We start from the raw sequence: 18,400 nt of genomic DNA on the forward strand, positions 1-18,400 counted from the left end.
GGGTGGGGCCGTCGGCGGCACGCCCCCCACGGGTGTGGCGTCAACGTACTGCGGCCACACGTTCGCCGGAGTCCCCAGTCAGGGGGGCACCTCGCCGGGGCGCGCCGGCGCTACGGGATCGTGGTCGCCGTGAAGTCGTCGTACCGGATCGACAGCGGCGCGTTGCTCGCCGCCCCGGAGAGGTAGCCCTCCACGCCGACGATCCCGGCCGACTGCAGCGCCCCGCTCGAGGACGTCGCGGTCACCTGCCAGGCCGCGGGCTCCGCCGAACCGGCCTGCCAGACCTTCGCGCGGAGGGTGGTCGGGCTCGTGCCGGTCGCCTGGACCCGCAGTTGGAGCTGCTGCCCTCCGGCGCAGGAGACGCCGGGCACCGGATCGAGGTTGGCGAGCACGGTGTTGCCCTCGTTCAGTTGCAGGTTGCACCCGCCGTTCGTGAGGAACCGCACGCGCGCCTGGTAGAACGAGGACGCCACCTGGCGGACGACGGCGCCGACCGTGGCCGGTCCGCCCGCAGCGGTCTTGTCGATCGAGATCCGGACCGCGAGGTCGATCGACGTCGACGGCGTGATCGGGAGGGTCGCGCGGCGCGTGCTGCCGGGCTGGTGCACCGTGGTGCCGACCCCGGTGCCGACCAGGAAGCCCGGAGGGTCGTTGACGGCCCAGGTGCCACCCACGGGCGCCGTGCCCCAGCTGTTCGACGCGGTTCGCGAGAAGTCGTCCTGCGCGACGACACCCGGCGGGGGCGGGGTGCCGTCGTCGACGGCGACCTGGCGGGTGGTCGTGGCCTGGGCGCCGTCGTCGTCGGTCACGGTGAGCGTGATCGTGTACTGGCCGGGGGCGGTGTACGTCCGCGAGGAGGTGAGCCCCGAACCGCCGGTTCCGTCGCCGAAGCTCCAGGCGTAGTCGACGATCGTGCCGTCCGTGTCGCCCGAGCCGTTCGCGTCGACGCCGACCGTCATGCCGTTCACCGACGTGGTGAACGACGCCGACGGCGGCTGGTTCACGGGAGGGGGAGTTCCGCCCGACCGCGCCTGGAAGTGCGCCAGGACCCGGTTCGCCGGCAGGACGGACTTGTAGACGGCCACCTCGTCGAGGTCGCCCGTGAAGTTCTGGTTCCCGCCGGGCGTGGCATCCCCGCCGACCTTCCAGTAGCCGTAGAAGTTGCGCCCGTAGATGGTGGGGGCGAACGACGAGACCTGCTGTCCGTCGACGTAGAGCCGCATGCCGTCGGGCCCGAGCGTCGCGACCGCGTGGTGCCAATTGCCGTCGTTGTAGCCGGTGTTGCTCTGCAGCGTGCGGTTCTGCGTGTCGAACACGGTCCACGACACGCGGCCGCCGTTGAGGTACAGCGACCGGTTGTGCGCGGAGGAGGTGCCGGTGGCGGACCCGTTGTCGCCGAAGCCCAGGATCTTGCCACTGCTCGACGTGGTCCGGAACCAGGCCTCCACGGTCATCGAGTCGTCCGGCCACATCTGGGCCGTGGTCACCGCGCGGCCGTTGTTCGTGCCGTCGAACCTCGCCGCCGTGTTCGCGTCGCCGACGATGGCGCCGGCCACGCCCTCGGTGACGCCCGAGCCGGTGCTGAGGTCAACCTGGGCGGTCGTCTCGAGGGTCTGCGCGAGGACGGCGGTGGGGCCGACCGCGTTCGCGAGCGTCGATCCGGCGGGGTCGCCCATGCGGTAGTACCAGGTCGGGCCGTCCGCGAGCACCGATCGGGCGTACGTGCTGAGCGTCCCGCTCGCGCCCGCCGTCGTCGAGACGGTCTGCGACCAGGCGACGTTGCCGAACGGGTCGGTCGCGCTGATCCGGTACGAGACGGATGCCCCGGGCGTGAGCCCGGTGTCGACGTAGGTCATCGTCGGGCGGTCCCAGAACCTCGAGAAGCCGGTCATGGTCGCGATCGGCGAGGCCGTGTTGCCGTTGCGGACGACCTGGTAGGTCAGCCGCTCGTTGTCGCGATCGTGGTTGGAGGGCCAGCTCACCCGGACGTTGCCCGAGCCCATCGGCACGGCGCTCACCTGCCATCCGCCCAGGCGCGGCCCGTCGTCGTTCGGGGCGATCGAGCTCAGCGCGAAGCGCGAGAGGCCCTGCTGGCCGACGCCGTTCACCTGCGTGAACTCGCCGGCGTAGGCGACGTACTCCGCGTTCGCCTGCACGGTCCACGGGCCCTGGAACTGGCCGGTGAAGTTCCCGGCATTGATGTCGGGGTAGAACGCGAGCGGGCGCGTCGCCGGCTTGCCGTAGTTGATGTTCTCGCGGACCACGCTGAACGGGGCCTTCGTGAACGCCCTCGCGCGTTGCTCGTACCGAGGCGACTGCTCGGGCGTGTCCCCCACCCATTCGCACTGGTGCGTGTGCCCGGCGATGTAGACGACGTCGCCCTGGGCGGCGGAGCCGTACTCGTCGCCGCGGCAGTCCGCCATCCAGATGAGGTTGAGCGTGGCCCAGTCCATGCGGAACGTGCCCTCGGTGTTGCCGGTGCCGCTGGAGGAGAGCAGGACGTAGCCGGATCCGTACACGCTGTCGGCGTCGGAGCTCATCCCGTAGATCGCGGCCGAGTTGCCGGCGTTCCTGACGATGTTGTTCGCGGGCGTCGAGACCGTCGATCCGGTCGTGGAGTTCACGCCGACCAGGCCGAAGCCCGGGTTCGAGCTGCCGTTCGCCGTCATGAAGCTGCCCCCGATGACCACCTTCGAGCCGTCCGGGGACACCTCCATCGAGTACGCGCGACCGCCGCTGAGCACGGGGGCCCAGCTCGTGGTCGCGCCGTTCGAGACGTTCGCGGCGGCAGCGCCGCCGGGGCGCGAGACGCCGCCCGCCGAGCTGAGGCTGCCGGCGAAGAACACGGTCGAGGAGGAGGCGGCCACCGCGTACACCTCGCCGTTCGCGGACGCGTTGAAGTTCGTGTCGACGGCCCCCGTGGCGGTGTCGAACGCGACGATGCGGGTGCGCGCCGCGCCGTTGACCGAGGTGAAGGCGCCCACGACGTAGAGGCGGCTGCCGTCCGGGGAGGCGTCGATCGCGCGCACCTGGCCGTTGAGGGTCGGTGCCCACGACGTGAGCTGCCCCGTGCTGAGCCGGTACGAGAGGAGGTGGGTCCGGGCCACGGTGTTCGAGCCGGGCGGGGAGCCCGCCGGCCTCGCCGCGGTGAAGTTCCCGCCGACGAAGACCGTGTCCCCGACGATGGCCTGGTCCCAGGCCACGCCGTTGATCTGGGCCGTGGGGAGCGAGTCCGACGACACGGTGGCCGGCAGGCCCGGCTCGGGGGCGGTGTCGGCGCGGGCCGGTGCGGCGACCACCAGGCTCGTGACGAACAGGGCTGCCGCTGCCGAGACCGCGGCGACCGACGACCATGCAGACCACTCACGCACGGGGCACCTCGTTCCGTCGCGTCGGGTCGACCTCGGAGGTAAGGGTGAGGTTTGCTCGAAGCCTAATCTCGCCGTGGCCGGGAGTAAACAGTTCCCTCCGCGGACGGGCGGTCGGCTCCCGAGGCCGCGGCCGGCCGTCAGCGCGGGACGGCCCCGTGGAACTGCAGGGGTGCGTAGTCGAGCGAGTAGTCGACCATGATCGTCACGTCGTCGCGCTGGTCCGTCGGCACCGCGAAGACGTAGACCGCCTCGACGTGGTCGCCCGCGGCGACCGAGGACGGGAACGGCTTGCCGCCCGGCTCCCGGAGCTCGGACGCCGGGGTCATCGCCGACCCGAAGTAGGTCGTGACGACGGCGGTCTCCAGCGAGCTCGCCGCGTTCGTGGCGTTGTCGATCTCGACGGTGATGCGGATCGCCGGCCCGGCGACCTCGCCGGGACCCTGCGCCTCGCCCTCGACGGCCTCGATCTTGCTGATCCGGGCCGTCAGCGACGGGGCGATCTCGGCCGTGGCGTCGATCGGCACGGGGTCGGCAGGGGGCGGCTGCTCGATCGGTCCGGGAGCGACCGACGGCACGACCGGGAGGGCGGCCTCCGTGGCGGGCGCGGTCGTCGACGGAGGATCGGACGGCCCGGGCGTGCTCGTGGCGACGGGAATCGCCTCGGGCTCGGAACCGCCGGAGGACAGCGAGATCGCGACGACGAGGGCGATGACGATCACCAGCACGATGCCCCCGACCACGGCGACGGTGCGCCAGGTGCCGCCTCCGCGCAGGTCCTCGCCGAACTCGCCGACGTCGTCGGCGTCGTCGGGATCGATCGCAGGGGGTCGCTCGCGGTTGGCCATGTCGGCTCCGGTCGGGTCGGGGAACAGGGGAGGGAACTCTATCTCGCGCCGGCCCGGGCAGGGCGACGGGCGACGCGTCGGGTCATTCGGCCATCTCGTCGATCGCCACGGCGTGCGGTCCGAGGAGGGCGTCGAGCGCCTGCCGCAGCACGGTGCTCGAGGTGTGCACGGTGTACGGGAAGTAGACCACCTCGACGCCGACTGCCGCGAACTCGCGCTCGAGCCGGAGGCCCTCCGCGGTGCCGCGCCAGTCGTCGCCCTTGAAGAAGCGGTGGAAGCCGAGGTCGCGCCAGATGTCCAGCTTGTCGGGGAGCACCTCCGCGTACACCTCGTCGACGAAGGTGATATGGCGGACGATCTCCATCCGCTCGGCGAGTGGAACGACCGGCGGACGACCCTTCCGCACCTCGAGCAGTTCGTCGCCCACGACGCCGGCGATGAGGTGGTCGCACTCGCTCCGGGCGTGCTTGAGGATGTTGAGGTGTCCGATGTGGAAGAGGTCGAACGCCCCGGCCGCGTATCCGATTCTCACCGACATCCGCCTTGCCTCCTGATTCGGGTGCTCAGAACGTTCGATGCGACGTCGCCTCGAGGAATGCGACGAATCTAGACCTTCGGCCAGGCGGTCGGCAGCCCCATCTCGGGGTACGCGGTACGCGGTCCGCGTCCGGCGCCCCCTCCGTTTTGGGGGGCGAGGCGGAGGCGAGCCAGTCCTAGACTCGGCGAATCCACGGAGCGGGTCCTGGGATCGCGCTCCTTCCCGAGTGGACACAGGGGACCTTGTGCAGACAGTGAAGTCGACCGCCGACCCTCGCCCGGTGGTGAGAATCCTCGGCACGCACGGCATCCCGGCCGCCTACGGCGGCTTCGAGACCGCCGCGGAGAACGTCGCGATCCACCTGCGCGACCACGGCTGGAGGCCGGTCGTGTACTGCCAGGCCACGGGCGACGGCCCCCTGGTCGAGGACGTCTGGAACGGCATCGATCGGGTCACCATCCCGGTCGCTCGCGACGGATGGCTCGGCACCTCGCTGTTCGACCTGCGATCGATCCGGCACGCGACGCGCTCCCGCGACACCTGCCTGACGTTCGGCTACAACACCGCCGTCTTCAACATCGCGCAGCGGCTGGCGGGCATCCCCAACGTCATCAACATGGACGGCATCGAGTGGTCCCGCGCGCGCTGGGGCTTCACGCGCCAGGCGATCCTCTACGTGAACGAGCGGATCGCCTGCTGGGTGGGCGACGAGCTCATCGCCGACCACCCGGTGATCGAGGAGTACCTCGCCAGGAAGGCCCGGCGCAGCAAGCTGCACACGATCACCTACGGCGCGAACGCCGTCACCAGTGCCCCGACCGAGCCCGTCGCGGCCCTCGGGCTCGAACCCGGAGGCTACGTCACCCTCGTCTGCCGCCCGATCCCCGAGAACTCGATCCTCGAACTGGTCACGGCCTTCTCCCGCCGCCGGCGGGGCATCCGCCTCGTGGTGCTCGGTACGTACACCGACGACGACCCGTACCACCGGTCGGTGCGGCAGGCCGCGAGCGACGAGGTGCTGTTCCCCGGGTCGGTGTACGACCCGGGCGCGCTCGCCGCGATCCGCTTCCACGGCGTCGCCTACCTCCACGGACACACGGTCGGGGGCACCAATCCCTCGCTCGTCGAGGCGATGGCCGCGGGCAACGCCGTCCTCGCGCACGACAACCCCTACAACCGTTGGGTCGCGGGAGCGGGGGCCCGCTACTTCGACTCGGTCGAGACCGCGGCGACGCAGCTCGACGAGATCCTCGGCTCCGACGAGCTGCGGTCGCGGCTCGCGACGGCCGCGCGGGCGCGGCACGAGGCGGAGTTCACCTGGGAGCACGTCGCGGGACAGTACGAGCAGCTCATCGCGTCGGTGAGCCGCACCGGGCCCGCGGGCGTGGGAACGACGAGCGGAACTGGAGCGAACGCATGATCAGGGTCGGCGTGGTCGGACTCGGCAAGATGGGGCTCTCGCACCTCGCGATGATCAACGCCCACCCCGACGTCTCCGTGGATGCCGTCGTCGACTCGACGTCGTACATCCTCGACGTCCTCGGCAAGTACACGGGCGTCCCGACCTTCGGGGACTACGAGCGGATGCTCGGCACGGTCGAGCTCGACGCCGTCCTCATCGCGACCCCGACCCGGTTCCACGGGCCCATGGTGCGGGCGGCACTGGACCAGGGCCTGCACGTCTTCTGCGAGAAGCCGCTCTGCCTCACCTCGACGGAGTCCGCAGCGCTCGCGAAGCTCGCGGAGGAGCGCGGGCTCGTCACGCAGGTGGGGTACCACAACCGCTTCGTCGGGGCGTTCCGCGAGGTCCGCCGACTGCTCGACCTCGGTGCGATCGGCCGCGTCACGCACCTGCAGGCCGAGGCGTACGGCCCGGTGGTCCTGCGCCAGAAGGGATCGACCTGGCGCTCGCAGCGCACCGAGGGCGGCGGCGCGCTCTACGACTACGCCGCGCATCCGATCGACCTGCTCACCTGGTACGCCGGCGCGCCCGTCGGCGTGGGCGGCACGGTGCTCGGGAGCGTGTTCTCGGCCGACACCGAGGATGAGGTCTTCAGCACGATCTACTTCCCCGACTCGGTGAGCGCGCAGGTCTCGGTGAACTGGTCGGACGAGTCGTTCCGGAAGATGACGACCCGGATCACGATCATGGGCACCGCCGGCCGGATCCAGGCGGACCGGCAGGAGGTGCAGACGTACCTGCGCTCCATGGCTCCGGCGATCGACGGCTACGAGCCGGGGTGGAACGTCAAGTACACGACCGAGCTGACCGACCCCGTCTGGTTCTACCTGCGCGGCGAGGAGTACAGCGCGCAGCTCGATCACTTCGTGCGGCGGATCGAGGATCGCACCCTCGAGGCCACCAACGACTTCGGGAGCGCGGGCGTGACCGACCGGATCATCGAGCTGATGACCGCCGATGCCGTCGCCGAACCGCGCACGCTCGACGCGACGGCGCCGACCGCGCCGACGGCCACCGCTCCGCGACCAGCGCGTCGCCGACTGCTGGGGAGACGATCGTGACCATCGAACAGGCGACCCTGCCGGCCGCATCGCAGAAGCTCGACCGGGTGCTCTTCGGGGACAACCAGTTCTTCGGGGTCAACCACATGTCCGAGGAGAAGGCCCGGGCGCAGTCCATGCGGTTCCAGCACGCGGACGACATCATGGCCGTCCTCGACGACGCCCTCGACGCGGGGGTGACGACCTTCATGTGCACGACGCACGACCGGATCGGCGAGATCGCCGACCGCGTCCGAGGCAACCCCGACCGCTACCGCGAGTTCGCCTTCCTGCCGTGCATGCCGTACGCGCACAAGTACGCGGACGCGGTCACCGAACTGGGCATGCTCGGAGCGCTCAAGCGCTTCCTCCCCGAGGAGGGGGCGATGAACGCGATGCTGCGCGGCGGGAAGTCCATCGCGACCAAGGACATCGAGGGGCTCGTGACCCTGCTGGTGGACGCGGAGATGGCCATGTTCCGCGGCACTCGCACCCCGGTGATCTGGCTGCAGAACGTCGTGAGCGACCTCCTGCTCGGGTTGGGCTTCGTGGACGCGTTCGCCATGTTCGCGAACCACGTGCGCTCGAAGTACGGCGCGGAGCCCGGATTCATCACGATGAACCTGCCGATGCTCCTGCCCGTGCTCGAGCGGGCCGGGATCGACACGCCGCTCGTGTGCGCGAACATCAACAAGCTCGGGTTCCGGATGTCCGGCGGCATCGAGGCGTACCGGGCGTCGCTCGAGGAGCGGCCGTTCCGCGCGGTCGCCATGTCGGTGTTCGCGTCCGGCGCCATCCCGGCGCGCGAGGCGATCGAGTGGGTCTTCAGCCAGCCGAACATCGAGTCCGTCGTGTTCGGCGCCTCCAGCCGATCGCACATCGAGCAGACGGTGCGGCTGGTCCGCGAGTACGCACCGTAGGCGCATGCGCATCCTCTTCGACGGGTTCTGGTGGGCGGAAGGTCCCGTCTCCAACCGACAGGTCATGCGCGAGTTCGTGCTCGCCTGGGAGGCGCGGTTCCCCGAGGACGAGGTGGTCCTCGCGGTGCGGAACCGCGATCTCGACGTCGTGCGCGCCGACGTGCCGGCGCGCATCGAACTCGTCGGCACGCGACTGTCGCCGCAGGGCGTGAGCGCGATCGTCGAGCTCCCGTGGCTCGCACGTCGCGTCGGTGCGGACCTCACCCTGACGCACAACTTCACCCCCGCGTTCGGCCGCTCGGCGGTGTTCGTCCACGACTTCATGTTCCTCACCTCGCCCGAGTGGTTCACCTTCCCGGAGCGGTGCTACTTCGCCCTGATGCCGGCGACGATCCGGCGCAGCCGCATCGTGTTCACCTCCTCGGCGACGGAGGCCGAGCGGATCCGCCGGTACAGCGGCAGCCGCCCGGTCGTGCCGGTCGGGCTCGCGGTCGGCCGCGGGCTGCGGGATGCGACGCCGCGTCGTCCTCGCGGGATCGAGGAGGTGTCGCGATTCCACCTGAGCGTCGGCCGGCTCAACGCGCGCAAGAACCTCGAGACGGCGATCATCGGGGCGGTGGCATCGGGCCTCGTGGCGCCGCTGCGGCCGCTGCTGGTGGTGGGGGAGCCCGGCGGCCGGGGCATCACGCTGTCGGCCGCCGAGGCGGCGGTCGCCGACGGCACGGTCCGGATGATGGGTCGGCTGGACGACGAGGAGCTCGCCTGGCTCTACGCCAATACCGACGGACTCGTCTTCCTCAGCCTCGACGAGGGGTTCGGGATGCCCACGCTCGAGGCGCTCGAGTTCGGCTCGCCGATCCTCGCCAGCGACATCCCGGTGTTCCACGAGATCCTCGGCGATCGGGCGGTCTACGTCGACCCGAGCGATCCCGTGGCGGTGGCGGAGGGCCTCCGGTCGCTTCCCCCGCGGCCCGCGGACGGGCGACGGTCGGCGGAGGAGCAGGGGTATTCCTGGGCGCGGAGCGTCGCCACGATGCGGGCCGAGGTCGTCGCGCGGCTCGAGGCTCCGTCAGCGGCGGCCGCAGCCCGCTGAGCGCGGTTCCCGAGCGGTCGGGCGCGCGCCTCCGCGCGGACGCCGCCGCGCGGAGGCCGCCGTCAGTAGGCCCCGTTCGGGCGGACGACGGCCCGGACCGTGCGCCAGATGATCATCAGGTCGCCGGCGATCGACCAGTTCTCCACGTAGTAGAGGTCGAGCCGCACGCTCTCCTCCCAGCTGAGGTCGGACCGTCCGCTGATCTGCCAGAGTCCGGTGAGGCCGGGCTTGATCATCAGCCGGCGCGACACGACGCCGTCGTACGACTCGACCTCGGACACGAGCGGCGGCCGGGGGCCGACGACGCTCATGTCGCCGACGAGGATGTTCCAGAACTGGGGCAGCTCATCCAACGAGTAGGCCCGCAGCACCCGGCCCACCCGGGTGACGCGCGGGTCGTCGCGCAACTTGAACAGGAGTCCGGCGCCCTGGTTCTGGTCGACGAGTCCGGCGAGGTCCTCCTCGGCGGTCTGCACCATCGACCGGAACTTCAGCATCTCGAACGTGCGCCCGTCTCGGCCGCATCGGGTCTGGCGGAAGAACACCGGCCCGGGGCTGTCGAGCTTCACCGTGACGGCGACGACGAGCAGGACGGGGGAGATGAGCACGAGCGCGACGAGTGCGAAGAGCACGTCGAACGCCCGCTTCACGACGTGCCGCCAGCCGTCGAAGGTCGGGATCTCCACGTGCAGGAGCGGGAGGCCCTCGACCGGGCGGAAGTGGATCCGCGGCCCGGCGACATCCGCGAGGCTCGACGACAGCACGAGTTCGGCACCGGTGCCCTCGAGGTCCCATCCCAGCCGGCGCAGCCGGGTGCCGTCGGCGTCGATGTGGCCGGTCACGACGACGGCATCGGCGCGTGATGCGGCCGCAGCGGCGGCGGCGCCTTCGATGCGGCCGAGCACGGGGATGGTCCGGTCGCCGATGGCGACCGCGGCCGAGGGCTCGTCGTCGGTGACGATGCCCACGACGTGCAGGCCCGCGGCACCGTTGCGGTCGACCTGTCGCACGACGTACTCGATGTCGCCCATCGTGCCGACGACGATCGCCCGGGAGAGGTAGTGGCCGTACCGGCGCTGCGCCAGGAGCCAGCGCCGCCAGAGCCAGCGGCCGCCGAGCAGGGTGATGGCGCCGATGGGGAGCGCCACCAGGAAGTACCACCGGGCGCTGGTCACGTCGAGCACGAGGATCACCATCGCGAGGATGCCGAAGGCCGCCGCGGACGCGTTCAGGACCCGCTTGTACTCGGTCACGCCGGAGCCCGTGACATGCGGGGCGCGTGTCCGGAAGGCGGCGAGGAAGAGGAGCCAGGTACCGGCGATGAGGATGGGGACGCCGATCCGCTGCCACGCCGGCTCGGTGGCGATCGTCGACTCGCCCACGACCGCGAGGCGGACGGCGACGGCCGCGAGGGTCGCGGCGGTGACGACGGCCGCGTCGGTGATCCGGAGCCGATCGCGGTAGCGGTGCCGCCAGCGGACTCGCGTCGAGGGTGCGTCCGGGAGGGCGACGACGTTGCTCACCGCGGTCTTTCGTGCGGCTGCGGTGAAGGGGGCGCTCTTTCCGGATTCAGTTGATGAGGATGCAGTGCTCATCGGAGACCAGGGATCGGGTGAGTCGGGTCCAGGGGATCGGTGAGGGGTCACCGGGGGAGCGTGATGGCATCGGAGCCTCCACGTTCGGGGCAGCGGCCGACAACGGTGCGGTCGGCTCGGAAGTCCGACTGCGACCGTTGCCGGCCGCTGAACTGAAAACGGCGGTTGGATGAATATCCGGGTTGTCTTACCGCCTGACGCTACTCACCCCGCGGCGCCCGCACGGCACCCAAAACGGGGGGTCGACCGGCCCAGAACGGGGGGTGTAGGCCTGATCAACCACGAGTTCCGCCGGAACGCCGCGATCGTCGCCTGCGGCGCGCCGTCGTGCTCGCGGCGCCGGTCAGGCTTTCGGCAAGGACGTCGCGATCGCCTGGCCGAGCTGCGTCGGCTTCGTGAACTGCGGCCAGTGACCGGTCGGCAGGTCGACGTACGTCACCTGCTTCACCTGGGCGAGTTCGCTCGTGAACGGCGAACCCGCCGCGATCCACTCGGTGAGCAGCGCGCTCGGGAACTCGCACGCGATGACCGTGATCGGCACGTCGAACCGGCGCTCGTCGGCCAGGACGATGCCGTCGTAGGCGACGCCGACGGGCTCGGGGACGGCCCGGGCGATGAAGGCCGCGCGCAGGTCGTCGTCGAGGTCGACGAGGTCGGCCTCCTCGAAGTCGGACCAGTCGGGCAGGGGGATCTCGCCGTCGACGATCGGCAGGCCGTCGTTGATCGGGACGCCGTTCGGCTGGGGGCCTGCGTCGACGTAGACGATGTGCGCGACCCGGTCGGGCCGGGCGTCGGCGACGCCGTGCGCGATCGCGCCGCCGCCGGAGTGGCCGACGAGCGCGACCGGCCCGTCGATCCCGTCGACGGCGTCGACGACTGCGGCGATGTGGTCGGCGAGCCCGATGCCGGTGCGGTCGGATGCGACGGACTCCAGCCCGGGCAGGGTGAGCGGGTGCACGCGGTGGCCCGCCTCCTCGAGGAGCGGGGTCACGCCCTCCCAGGAGGAGGCGTCGAGCCAGAAGCCGGGGATGAGGATGACGTCCATGGCTCGACGCTAGCCGGGGCGTCCGACACCGGATCGGAGGCGGATCGGTCGTCCGCAGCGCCCGCTCGGCGGCCCCCGGTGGCGAGCACGACGATGCCGGCGGCGAGCACCGCGAGCCCGGCGATCGCGCCCGCCGACAGCTGCTCCCCGAGGAGCAGCACGCCGAGCAGGCCGGCGGTGAGCGGTTCGGCGAGGGTGAGGGTCGACACGGTCGCGGGCGCGAGGCCGACGAGGCCGGCGCCGAAGAGGACGTAGGCGAGGGCCGTCGTGACGAGCCCCAGCCAGAGCGCCATCGCGAGGCCGGCGGGCGTGGCCAGCCACGAGGCATCCGTCAGCAGCAGGATCGGCAGGGCGACCGCCGCCGCCGTGCCGAACAGCGCGCCCATGCTCGCGTTCGACGCCCAGCCGCGGTCGATGAGCGCCTTCGCGGCGAGCGTGTAGACGGCGTAGGAGAGGCCCGCGCCGAGCGAGGCCGCGAGGCCGAGGGGGTCGGTCGCGCCGCGGCCGCCGGCGCCTCCGCCGCTCGCGAACGCGAGGAGCGCGACGCCCGCCGTCGCGATCGCGGTCGCGACGAGCCAGCGGCCGCCGGGGTAGCGGCGTCGCGTCAGCCAGTCGAGCGCGCCGGTGAGCACCGGGGCCGAGCCGAGGGCGACGACCGTGCCGATCGCGACGCCGTTGGCCGCGGTGCCGGCGAAGAACGTCGGCTGGTAGGCCACGACGCCGGCGGCGCCGAGGGCCACGAGCAGCCACGACGGCAGGATGCGGCGCGAACGGGACGCGGGCGGGGCATCCGTCGCCGCAGCGGCATCCGTCGCGGCACGGGCATCCGCGACCGCCGCGCGCGCCCGCCGCCGGCTCGCGACCACCTGGATCGCGGCGATCGCGGCGAGCGCGCCGCCGCCGATCACGAGCCGCGCCGCGCCGATCGAGAGCGGGTCGGCCTCGGGGCCGAGCGCCTGCGCGGTGCCCGTCGTGCCGAAGCAGACGGCTGCCAGCAGCACCGCGAGGACGTATCGCATGCGCGGTATTGTTGCACAATCCCATCGGATCGGCACCGTATGCGACACTCGTGCTCAGGTCGGTGGACGGGGGGTCCGGTGAGCGAGACGACGACGGTTGCGCCGACGGGACTCGACGCGGCCGAGGTCGCCGCGCGCGTCGCCGACGGGCGCGTCAACGTCTCGACGGATGCCTCCAGCCGGAGCGTGTGGAGCATCCTCCGCGCGAACGTCTTCACCCTCTTCAACGGCATCGTGCTCGCCGGGTTCGGCCTGCTCCTCGCCCTCGGGCACTGGCAGGACGCGCTGTTCGGGCTCGCCGCCATCGCGAACGCGATCATCGGCGTGACGCAGGAGTACCGCGCCAAGCGCGCCCTCGACCGCCTCGCCCTGCTGCATGCGCCGCGCGCCCGCGTGCGCCGCGACGGCGTCGAGCAGGAGATCGCGGTCGGCGAGGTCGTGCTCGACGACATCGTCGTCGTGCGCGCCGGCGACCAGGTCGTCGCCGACGCCGAGGTGCTCGACGCGACCCGCCTCGAGGCCGACGAGTCCCTCCTCACCGGCGAGTCCGACCCGGTCGACAAGGGCGTCGGCGACCGGCTGCTCTCCGGCTCGATCGTCGTCGGCGGCGAGGGGGTCAGCCGGGTCACCGCGGTCGGCGCCGACGCGTTCGCCGCCAAGCTGACCGCCGAGGCCAAGCGGTTCTCGCTCGTCAACTCGGAGCTGCGCACCTCGATCAACCGGATCCTGAAGTGGATCACGTGGGCGATCTTCCCGATCATGCTCATCGTCGTGAACGCCAACATGCAGGCCGCCGGCGGCTGGGAGGAGGCGATCGCCTCCGGCGAGTGGGAGGACGCGGCGGTCGCCTCGGTCGCGGCCGTGATCGCGACCATCCCGCTCGGGCTCGTGCTGATGACGAGCATCGCGTTCGCCGTCGGGGCGCTGAAGCTCAGCGCCCACCAGGTGCTCGTGCAGGAGCTGCCCGCGGTCGAGGGCCTCGCCCGCGTCGACGTCATCTGCCTCGACAAGACCGGCACCATCACGAGCGGCGAGGTGCGCTTCGACGAGGCCCACCCCATCGGCCCGGCGCAGCCCGAGGGCTGGCGCGCCGCGCTCGGCTGGAACGGCCGGGTGCCCGACGCGAACGCGACCGCACGCTGCCTCGCCGACGAGTTCGACGAGCCCGACGGGCTCGAGGTCACCGGGCGCATCGAGTTCTCGTCGGCGCGCAAGTGGAGCGCCGTCGGCTTCCGCGGCACCGCCGCGGGCACCTGGGTCGTCGGCGCTCCCGAGTTCGTGCTCGACGACGGCGAGCCGGAGCACCGCGGGGCGCTCCGCCAGGGCGCGACGCTCGCGGCCACCGGCCGGCGCACGTTGCTGCTCGCCCACACCCCCGACGAGCTCGACGCCGAGGCCGCCGACGATGCCCGCCTGCCCGCCGGGCTCCAGCCCGTCGCGCTCCTCACCTTCCGCGAGGTCGTCCGCCCCGACGCGAAGTCGACGATGGGCTACTTCGCGAAGGAGGGCATCACCGTCCGGGTGATCTCGGGCGACAACCCGCTCACCGTCGCCGCAGTGGCCCGCGAGGTCGGCATCGACTCCGACGGCTTCGACGCCCGGGCGCTGCCGAGCGACCCCGACGAGCTCGGCGAGGTGCTCGACCGGCACCTCGTGTTCGGGCGGGTGACGCCGTCGCAGAAGCGCGACATGGTGCGGGCGCTGAAGTCCCGCGGCCACACCGTCGCGATGACCGGCGACGGCGTGAACGACGCCCTCGCCATCAAGGACGCCGACATGGGCATCGCGATGCAGTCGGGCTCGGCGGCCACCCGCGCGGTCGCGCGGATCGTGCTGCTCGACTCGCGGTTCTCGCACATGCCCGGCGTCGTCGCCGAGGGGCGGCGGGTCATCGCGAACATCGAGCGGGTCTCGATGCTGTTCCTGTCGAAGACGGCGTACGCGATCTCGATGTCGGTGCTGTTCGGGATCCTGCTGTGGCCCTTCCCGTTCCTGCCCCGGCAGCTGTCGATCACCGACGGACTCACGATCGGCATCCCGGCGTTCCTGCTGGCGCTGCTGCCGAACACGCGCCGGTACGTGCCCGGCTTCCTGCAGCGCTCGTTGTCGTTCGCGATCCCGTCGGGCCTCGTCGTCGCGGCGGCGATCGCGATCGTCTCGGGGCACGCCCGCGCGCTCGGCGAGCCCGAGGCCGCGGTGCGCACGGCCTGCATGGTGACCCTCGGGCTCATCGGGCTGTGGATCCTCGTCGTGCTGTCGCGACCCTTCACGTGGATCAAGGCCGCGGTCGTCGCGGCGATGTTCATCGGGCTGGTGCTGGTGCTCGTGGTGCCGATCGCCCAGGAGTTCCTCGAGCTCGTGATGCCCGACATCGACACGCTCGTCGACATGGCGATCGTGGTCCCCGCGTCGTGGCTGGCGATCGAGGCGATCGGCTTCTTCCACCGGCGCCGGTTCGGCACGGCCTCGGAGATCGCGGAGCCGGAGCGGCGGCGCCGGCACCACGAGGGCGGCTGAGCGGGGCATCCGGAACCGCGCGTTTCTCCCCGGAACGGGGCATCCGCCATACTTACGCGGGGCGATCAAGCGAGGAGGAGCATGCGCGCGGTCCGCTACGCGAAGTTCGGTGACGAGGCCGAGGTCGTGGAGGTCGATCGTCCCGCCTGTCCGCCTCGCGGCGCGGTGGTGAAGGTGCGTGCGACCGGCCTCTGCCGCAGCGACTGGCACGCGTGGATGGGCCACGACGACACCGTCTCGCTGCCGCACGTGCCGGGCCACGAGTTCGCCGGCGAGATCATCGCCCTCGGCGACGAGGTCTCGCCCGACAGCGGCTGGCAGGTGGGCGACCGGGTGACGGCGCCGTTCATCAGCGCCTGCGGTCGCTGCCCCGAGTGCCTGAGCGGCAACGAGCAGGTCTGCGACCAGCAGCAGCAGCCCGGCTTCACCTACTGGGGCTCGTTCGCCGAGGAGGTGGTCGTGCACGAGGCCGAGCTGAACCTCATCCGCCTGCCCGACGCGCTCGGCTTCGTCGAGGCGGCGTCGCTCGGCTGCCGCTTCGCGACGGCGTACCGCGCGGTCGTCACGCGCGGCCGGCTGCAGCCGGGCGAGCGCATCGCGGTGCACGGATGCGGCGGCGTCGGCCTCTCGGCGATCATGATCGCCGTCGCGGCCGGCGTGGAGACCTACGGCGTGGACGTCTCCGACGCGGCGCTCGCCGCCGTCGAGAAGCTGGGCGCGATCCCGGTCAAGGGCGGCGAGGGCGCCGCGCAGCGGGTGCGCGAGATCAGCGAGGGCGGGGTCGAGGTCTCGATCGACGCGTTCGGCAGCCCCGAGACGTCGCTCGCGAGCGTGCGGAGCCTGCGCAAGCGCGGCCGGCACGTGCAGATCGGGCTCATGGTGGGGGATGCCGCGTCTGCGCCGATGCCGATGGACGCGGTCATCGCGGGCGAGCTGGAGCTGCTCGGCAGCCACGGCATGGCCGCGCACGAGTACCCCGACATGCTGTGGGCGGTCGCCACGGAGGCGTTCCGGCCGATCGAGCTCGTGGGGCGGACCATCCGCCTCGAGGACGTGCCGAAGGCGCTCGCGAAGATGGGCACGGCCGGGGCGTCCGGTTCGGGCATGACCGTCGTCGAGTTGTAGCCGGGACGGCCGCACGGGCGGGCCTCGCCCGGGACCGGGGGATTCCCGCACCCGTGGTCTACGCTTGCCCCACCCGCACCGAACCGCCGGAGCGGCCCGCGAGAGGGGCCGACGATGTCAGGCATCACCACCATCCGCGCCGTGGCGCGCGACGCCGAGGCGACCGAGCGGGAGCTCGACCGCTTCTTCCCGGGCATCCGCCTCGGCAGCACCGGCGATGCCCCCATGTCGGCCCGCATCGAGGTCACGGCGGGTTCGGGGTTCACGGTCGTCGACTACGCGTTCCAGGCGCCGGGCGGCGGCGTCGCCGACACCGGCGGCTTCACCGTCGTCCGCAGCGCCGGGCACGACTACCGGGTCGGCCACGGGTCGCGCGACATCGACAACCGTCGGTCGTTCCTCGCGCCTCGCGAGGAGCTCGGCGGGCGCTGGGCCTCGGTCGCGTCGCTCGCGGTGGTGCTCGATCGGGCGGTGATCGAACGGGTCGCCCGCGTGGGCGGCTCCGGGTCGTCGGCCCGGATCGAGCACGCCGGCATCGCCGCGGTCGGCGAGGCGGAGCTGCGGTACTGGGACGCCGTCCTCACCGGCTTCCGGCACACGCTGGCGGTCGCGCCCGAGGCGTTCGCGTCGCCGTTGGTGGAGCGCGCGGCCGTCGACCAGCTCGCCGTCGCGTTCCTCCACGCGTTCCCGACGACCTGGCAGGAGGGCGCCATCGAGCCGGCGCCGCGTGCGGCGGGCGCGGTCGTGCGTCGGGCGATCGAGCTGATGGAGGCGCGCGCGGGCGAGCCGATCACGGTGGCGGATGTCGCGGCCGCCGTGTTCATCTCCCCACGGGGACTCCACTACGCCTTCACCCGCGAGCTCGGCGAGACGCCCTCGACGGTGCTGCGCGGCATCCGCCTGCGCCGGGCCCGCGCCGACCTCCTGGCCGCCGGTCCGGGGTCGATGTCGATCACCGAGGTGGCGAGGCGGTGGGGCTTCGCCCATCCGTCGCGCTTCACGGAGTCGTACCGGCGGGCGTTCGGCGAATCCCCGGCCGAGACGCTCGGCCGCTGACCGTCCCGGCCGCTGCGGCGGCGCTCAGTAGACGCGGATGAAGCGGGGCCCGGCGTACCCGTCGCGCTCGACGTGCTCCTCGAACATCTCGAGTGGTCGCACCCACGCCGCGTGGTCGCCGTAGAGCTGCCGGTAGAAGACGTACGGTTCCTCGGTCTCGGTGTGCCGGCCCACGCCGATCACCTCGTACCTGGCGCCCTTGAAGTGCTCGTAGATCCCGGGTTCGACGGGCATCGGCGGTCTCCTTCCCCTGCGCGCAGCGCGCAGGAGTTTCGACGGTATCCCACCGGGGGCGGGGCATCCCGTGGACCCTCGGGCGTCGGGTCGCGTCGGGTCGCGGTCAGCGCGCCCGCTGCTCCGACGGATGGCATGTCGACGGCGCGTCGTCAAGGGCGTGACGCGAGGGGCGGCTTGGAGGAGGATGGTGTTCCACCGATGACGGTGGATCGTTGCGAAGGGGGCGCCGATGCCACGAACGACCGCTGCAAGCCCATCCCGCCATGCCATCGACCTGGTCGCCCTGAACGACTCGATGTGGCGGGTGTGCGACTGCGTGTGCGACGACGACCACGACACGCGCAAGATCCTCGGGTACCTCCAGTACGTCGACGGCGAGTTCGAGATGATGTGGATGCGTCGTCCGCGCCCCGGGGCGATCCGCCGGTACCCGACGATGGAGTCGGCGACCGAGGGGATCTCGAGGCGGTTGGGAACACTGCCCTGAGCCGGGGTGCGGATGCGGCGAGCGGCCGGGAGGCCCGAGGCATCCCGACC

The 18,400-nt window shown here is 72.0% G+C and carries 15 protein-coding genes; 8 read left to right on the forward strand and 7 right to left on the reverse strand.

The window, feature by feature from the left end; genetic code table 11:
• Window positions 1-110: 110 nt before the first annotated feature.
• From ACGGZK_RS07605 to ACGGZK_RS07615, 3 genes are all read right to left on the reverse strand, one after another.
• Entirely contained in the window at window positions 111-3,371 is a 3,261-nt protein-coding gene (locus ACGGZK_RS07605) for a LamG-like jellyroll fold domain-containing protein (protein ID WP_395245669.1), read from the reverse strand.
• A 137-nt stretch (window positions 3,372-3,508) separates the two neighbouring features.
• Window positions 3,509-4,216 carry a hypothetical protein gene (locus ACGGZK_RS07610; RefSeq protein ID WP_395245670.1) on the reverse strand — a complete coding sequence of 236 codons (708 nt, stop codon included), beginning with the start codon at window positions 4,214-4,216 and terminating at the stop codon, window positions 3,509-3,511.
• An 82-nt stretch (window positions 4,217-4,298) separates the two neighbouring features.
• On the reverse strand, window positions 4,299-4,754 hold the full coding sequence (locus ACGGZK_RS07615) for an adenylyltransferase/cytidyltransferase family protein (RefSeq protein ID WP_395245671.1): 456 nt from the start codon (window positions 4,752-4,754) through the stop codon (window positions 4,299-4,301).
• A 280-nt stretch (window positions 4,755-5,034) separates the two neighbouring features.
• On the opposite strand from ACGGZK_RS07615, the gene ACGGZK_RS07620 reads away from it, so the two are divergent.
• Genes ACGGZK_RS07620 through ACGGZK_RS07635 form a run of 4 tightly spaced genes read left to right on the forward strand, consistent with a single transcriptional unit; the run spans window position 5,035 to window position 9,269 of the window.
• Complete coding sequence (locus tag ACGGZK_RS07620; RefSeq protein WP_395245672.1) at window positions 5,035-6,174, forward strand: DUF1972 domain-containing protein; 1,140 nt, start codon at window positions 5,035-5,037, stop codon at window positions 6,172-6,174.
• On the forward strand, window positions 6,171-7,277 hold the full coding sequence (locus ACGGZK_RS07625) for a Gfo/Idh/MocA family protein (RefSeq protein ID WP_395245673.1): 1,107 nt from the start codon (window positions 6,171-6,173) through the stop codon (window positions 7,275-7,277). Before ACGGZK_RS07620 ends, ACGGZK_RS07625 begins: the two co-directional genes overlap by 4 nt.
• Window positions 7,274-8,176 (forward strand): hypothetical protein, encoded by a 903-nt coding sequence (locus ACGGZK_RS07630; protein ID WP_395245674.1) that lies wholly within the window; start codon window positions 7,274-7,276, stop codon window positions 8,174-8,176. Before ACGGZK_RS07625 ends, ACGGZK_RS07630 begins: the two co-directional genes overlap by 4 nt.
• A 4-nt stretch (window positions 8,177-8,180) precedes the next feature.
• Window positions 8,181-9,269 carry a glycosyltransferase family 4 protein gene (locus ACGGZK_RS07635; protein WP_395245675.1) on the forward strand — a complete coding sequence of 363 codons (1,089 nt, stop codon included), beginning with the start codon at window positions 8,181-8,183 and terminating at the stop codon, window positions 9,267-9,269.
• Between the two features lie 62 nt (window positions 9,270-9,331).
• Here the strand turns inward: ACGGZK_RS07635 and ACGGZK_RS07640 are convergent, their stop codons facing one another.
• From ACGGZK_RS07640 to ACGGZK_RS07650, 3 genes are all read right to left on the reverse strand, one after another.
• Window positions 9,332-10,792, reverse strand: a complete 1,461-nt coding sequence (locus tag ACGGZK_RS07640) for a sugar transferase (RefSeq protein WP_395245676.1) — start codon at window positions 10,790-10,792, stop codon at window positions 9,332-9,334.
• A 415-nt stretch (window positions 10,793-11,207) separates the two neighbouring features.
• Window positions 11,208-11,909: an alpha/beta fold hydrolase gene (locus ACGGZK_RS07645; protein ID WP_395245677.1), complete on the reverse strand. Its 702-nt coding sequence runs from the start codon at window positions 11,907-11,909 to the stop codon at window positions 11,208-11,210.
• On the reverse strand, window positions 11,852-12,928 hold the full coding sequence (locus ACGGZK_RS07650) for an EamA family transporter (RefSeq protein ID WP_395245678.1): 1,077 nt from the start codon (window positions 12,926-12,928) through the stop codon (window positions 11,852-11,854). The genes ACGGZK_RS07645 and ACGGZK_RS07650 overlap by 58 nt, the downstream gene beginning before the upstream one ends.
• A 39-nt stretch (window positions 12,929-12,967) precedes the next feature.
• On the opposite strand from ACGGZK_RS07650, the gene ACGGZK_RS07655 reads away from it, so the two are divergent.
• The 3 genes from ACGGZK_RS07655 (at window position 12,968) to ACGGZK_RS07665 (ending at window position 17,626) form a co-directional block, all read left to right on the forward strand.
• Window positions 12,968-15,445, forward strand: a complete 2,478-nt coding sequence (locus ACGGZK_RS07655; RefSeq protein ID WP_395245679.1) for an HAD-IC family P-type ATPase — start codon at window positions 12,968-12,970, stop codon at window positions 15,443-15,445.
• 81 nt (window positions 15,446-15,526) lie between these two features.
• Window positions 15,527-16,570 (forward strand): zinc-dependent alcohol dehydrogenase family protein, encoded by a 1,044-nt coding sequence (locus tag ACGGZK_RS07660; protein ID WP_395245680.1) that lies wholly within the window; start codon window positions 15,527-15,529, stop codon window positions 16,568-16,570.
• 114 nt (window positions 16,571-16,684) lie between these two features.
• Entirely contained in the window at window positions 16,685-17,626 is a 942-nt protein-coding gene (locus tag ACGGZK_RS07665) for a helix-turn-helix transcriptional regulator (protein WP_395245681.1), read from the forward strand.
• Window positions 17,627-17,650: 24 nt separating this feature from the next.
• Here ACGGZK_RS07665 and ACGGZK_RS07670 read toward each other — a convergent pair whose 3' ends face one another.
• Window positions 17,651-17,860, reverse strand: coding sequence for a DUF1653 domain-containing protein (locus ACGGZK_RS07670; RefSeq protein WP_395245682.1), 210 nt, complete (start codon window positions 17,858-17,860; stop codon window positions 17,651-17,653).
• Window positions 17,861-18,092: 232 nt separating this feature from the next.
• Here ACGGZK_RS07670 and ACGGZK_RS07675 point away from each other — a divergent pair, with 232 nt between their 5' ends.
• Window positions 18,093-18,350 (forward strand): hypothetical protein, encoded by a 258-nt coding sequence (locus ACGGZK_RS07675; RefSeq protein ID WP_395245683.1) that lies wholly within the window; start codon window positions 18,093-18,095, stop codon window positions 18,348-18,350.
• The last annotated feature ends 50 nt before the right edge of the window (window positions 18,351-18,400 follow it).

It is taken from the genome of Agromyces sp. MMS24-K17 (assembly GCF_043950245.1).
Classification (GTDB): Bacteria; Actinomycetota; Actinomycetes; order Actinomycetales; family Microbacteriaceae; genus Agromyces.

What these genes read in the sequence shown, in the direction of transcription:
- ACGGZK_RS07610 (WP_395245670.1), bottom strand. Translation starts at nt 4,216, where the DNA reads ATGGCCAACCGCGAGCGACCCCCTGCGATCGATCCCGACGACGCCGAC.
- ACGGZK_RS07615 (WP_395245671.1), bottom strand. Translation starts at nt 4,754, where the DNA reads ATGTCGGTGAGAATCGGATACGCGGCCGGGGCGTTCGACCTCTTCCAC.
- ACGGZK_RS07625 (WP_395245673.1), top strand. Translation starts at nt 6,171, where the DNA reads ATGATCAGGGTCGGCGTGGTCGGACTCGGCAAGATGGGGCTCTCGCAC.
- ACGGZK_RS07635 (WP_395245675.1), top strand. Translation starts at nt 8,181, where the DNA reads ATGCGCATCCTCTTCGACGGGTTCTGGTGGGCGGAAGGTCCCGTCTCC.
- ACGGZK_RS07645 (WP_395245677.1), bottom strand. Translation starts at nt 11,909, where the DNA reads ATGGACGTCATCCTCATCCCCGGCTTCTGGCTCGACGCCTCCTCCTGG.
- ACGGZK_RS07650 (WP_395245678.1), bottom strand. Translation starts at nt 12,928, where the DNA reads ATGCGATACGTCCTCGCGGTGCTGCTGGCAGCCGTCTGCTTCGGCACG.
- ACGGZK_RS07655 (WP_395245679.1), top strand. Translation starts at nt 12,968, where the DNA reads ATGCGACACTCGTGCTCAGGTCGGTGGACGGGGGGTCCGGTGAGCGAG.
- ACGGZK_RS07660 (WP_395245680.1), top strand. Translation starts at nt 15,527, where the DNA reads ATGCGCGCGGTCCGCTACGCGAAGTTCGGTGACGAGGCCGAGGTCGTG.
- ACGGZK_RS07665 (WP_395245681.1), top strand. Translation starts at nt 16,685, where the DNA reads ATGTCAGGCATCACCACCATCCGCGCCGTGGCGCGCGACGCCGAGGCG.
- ACGGZK_RS07670 (WP_395245682.1), bottom strand. Translation starts at nt 17,860, where the DNA reads ATGCCCGTCGAACCCGGGATCTACGAGCACTTCAAGGGCGCCAGGTAC.
- ACGGZK_RS07675 (WP_395245683.1), top strand. Translation starts at nt 18,093, where the DNA reads ATGCCACGAACGACCGCTGCAAGCCCATCCCGCCATGCCATCGACCTG.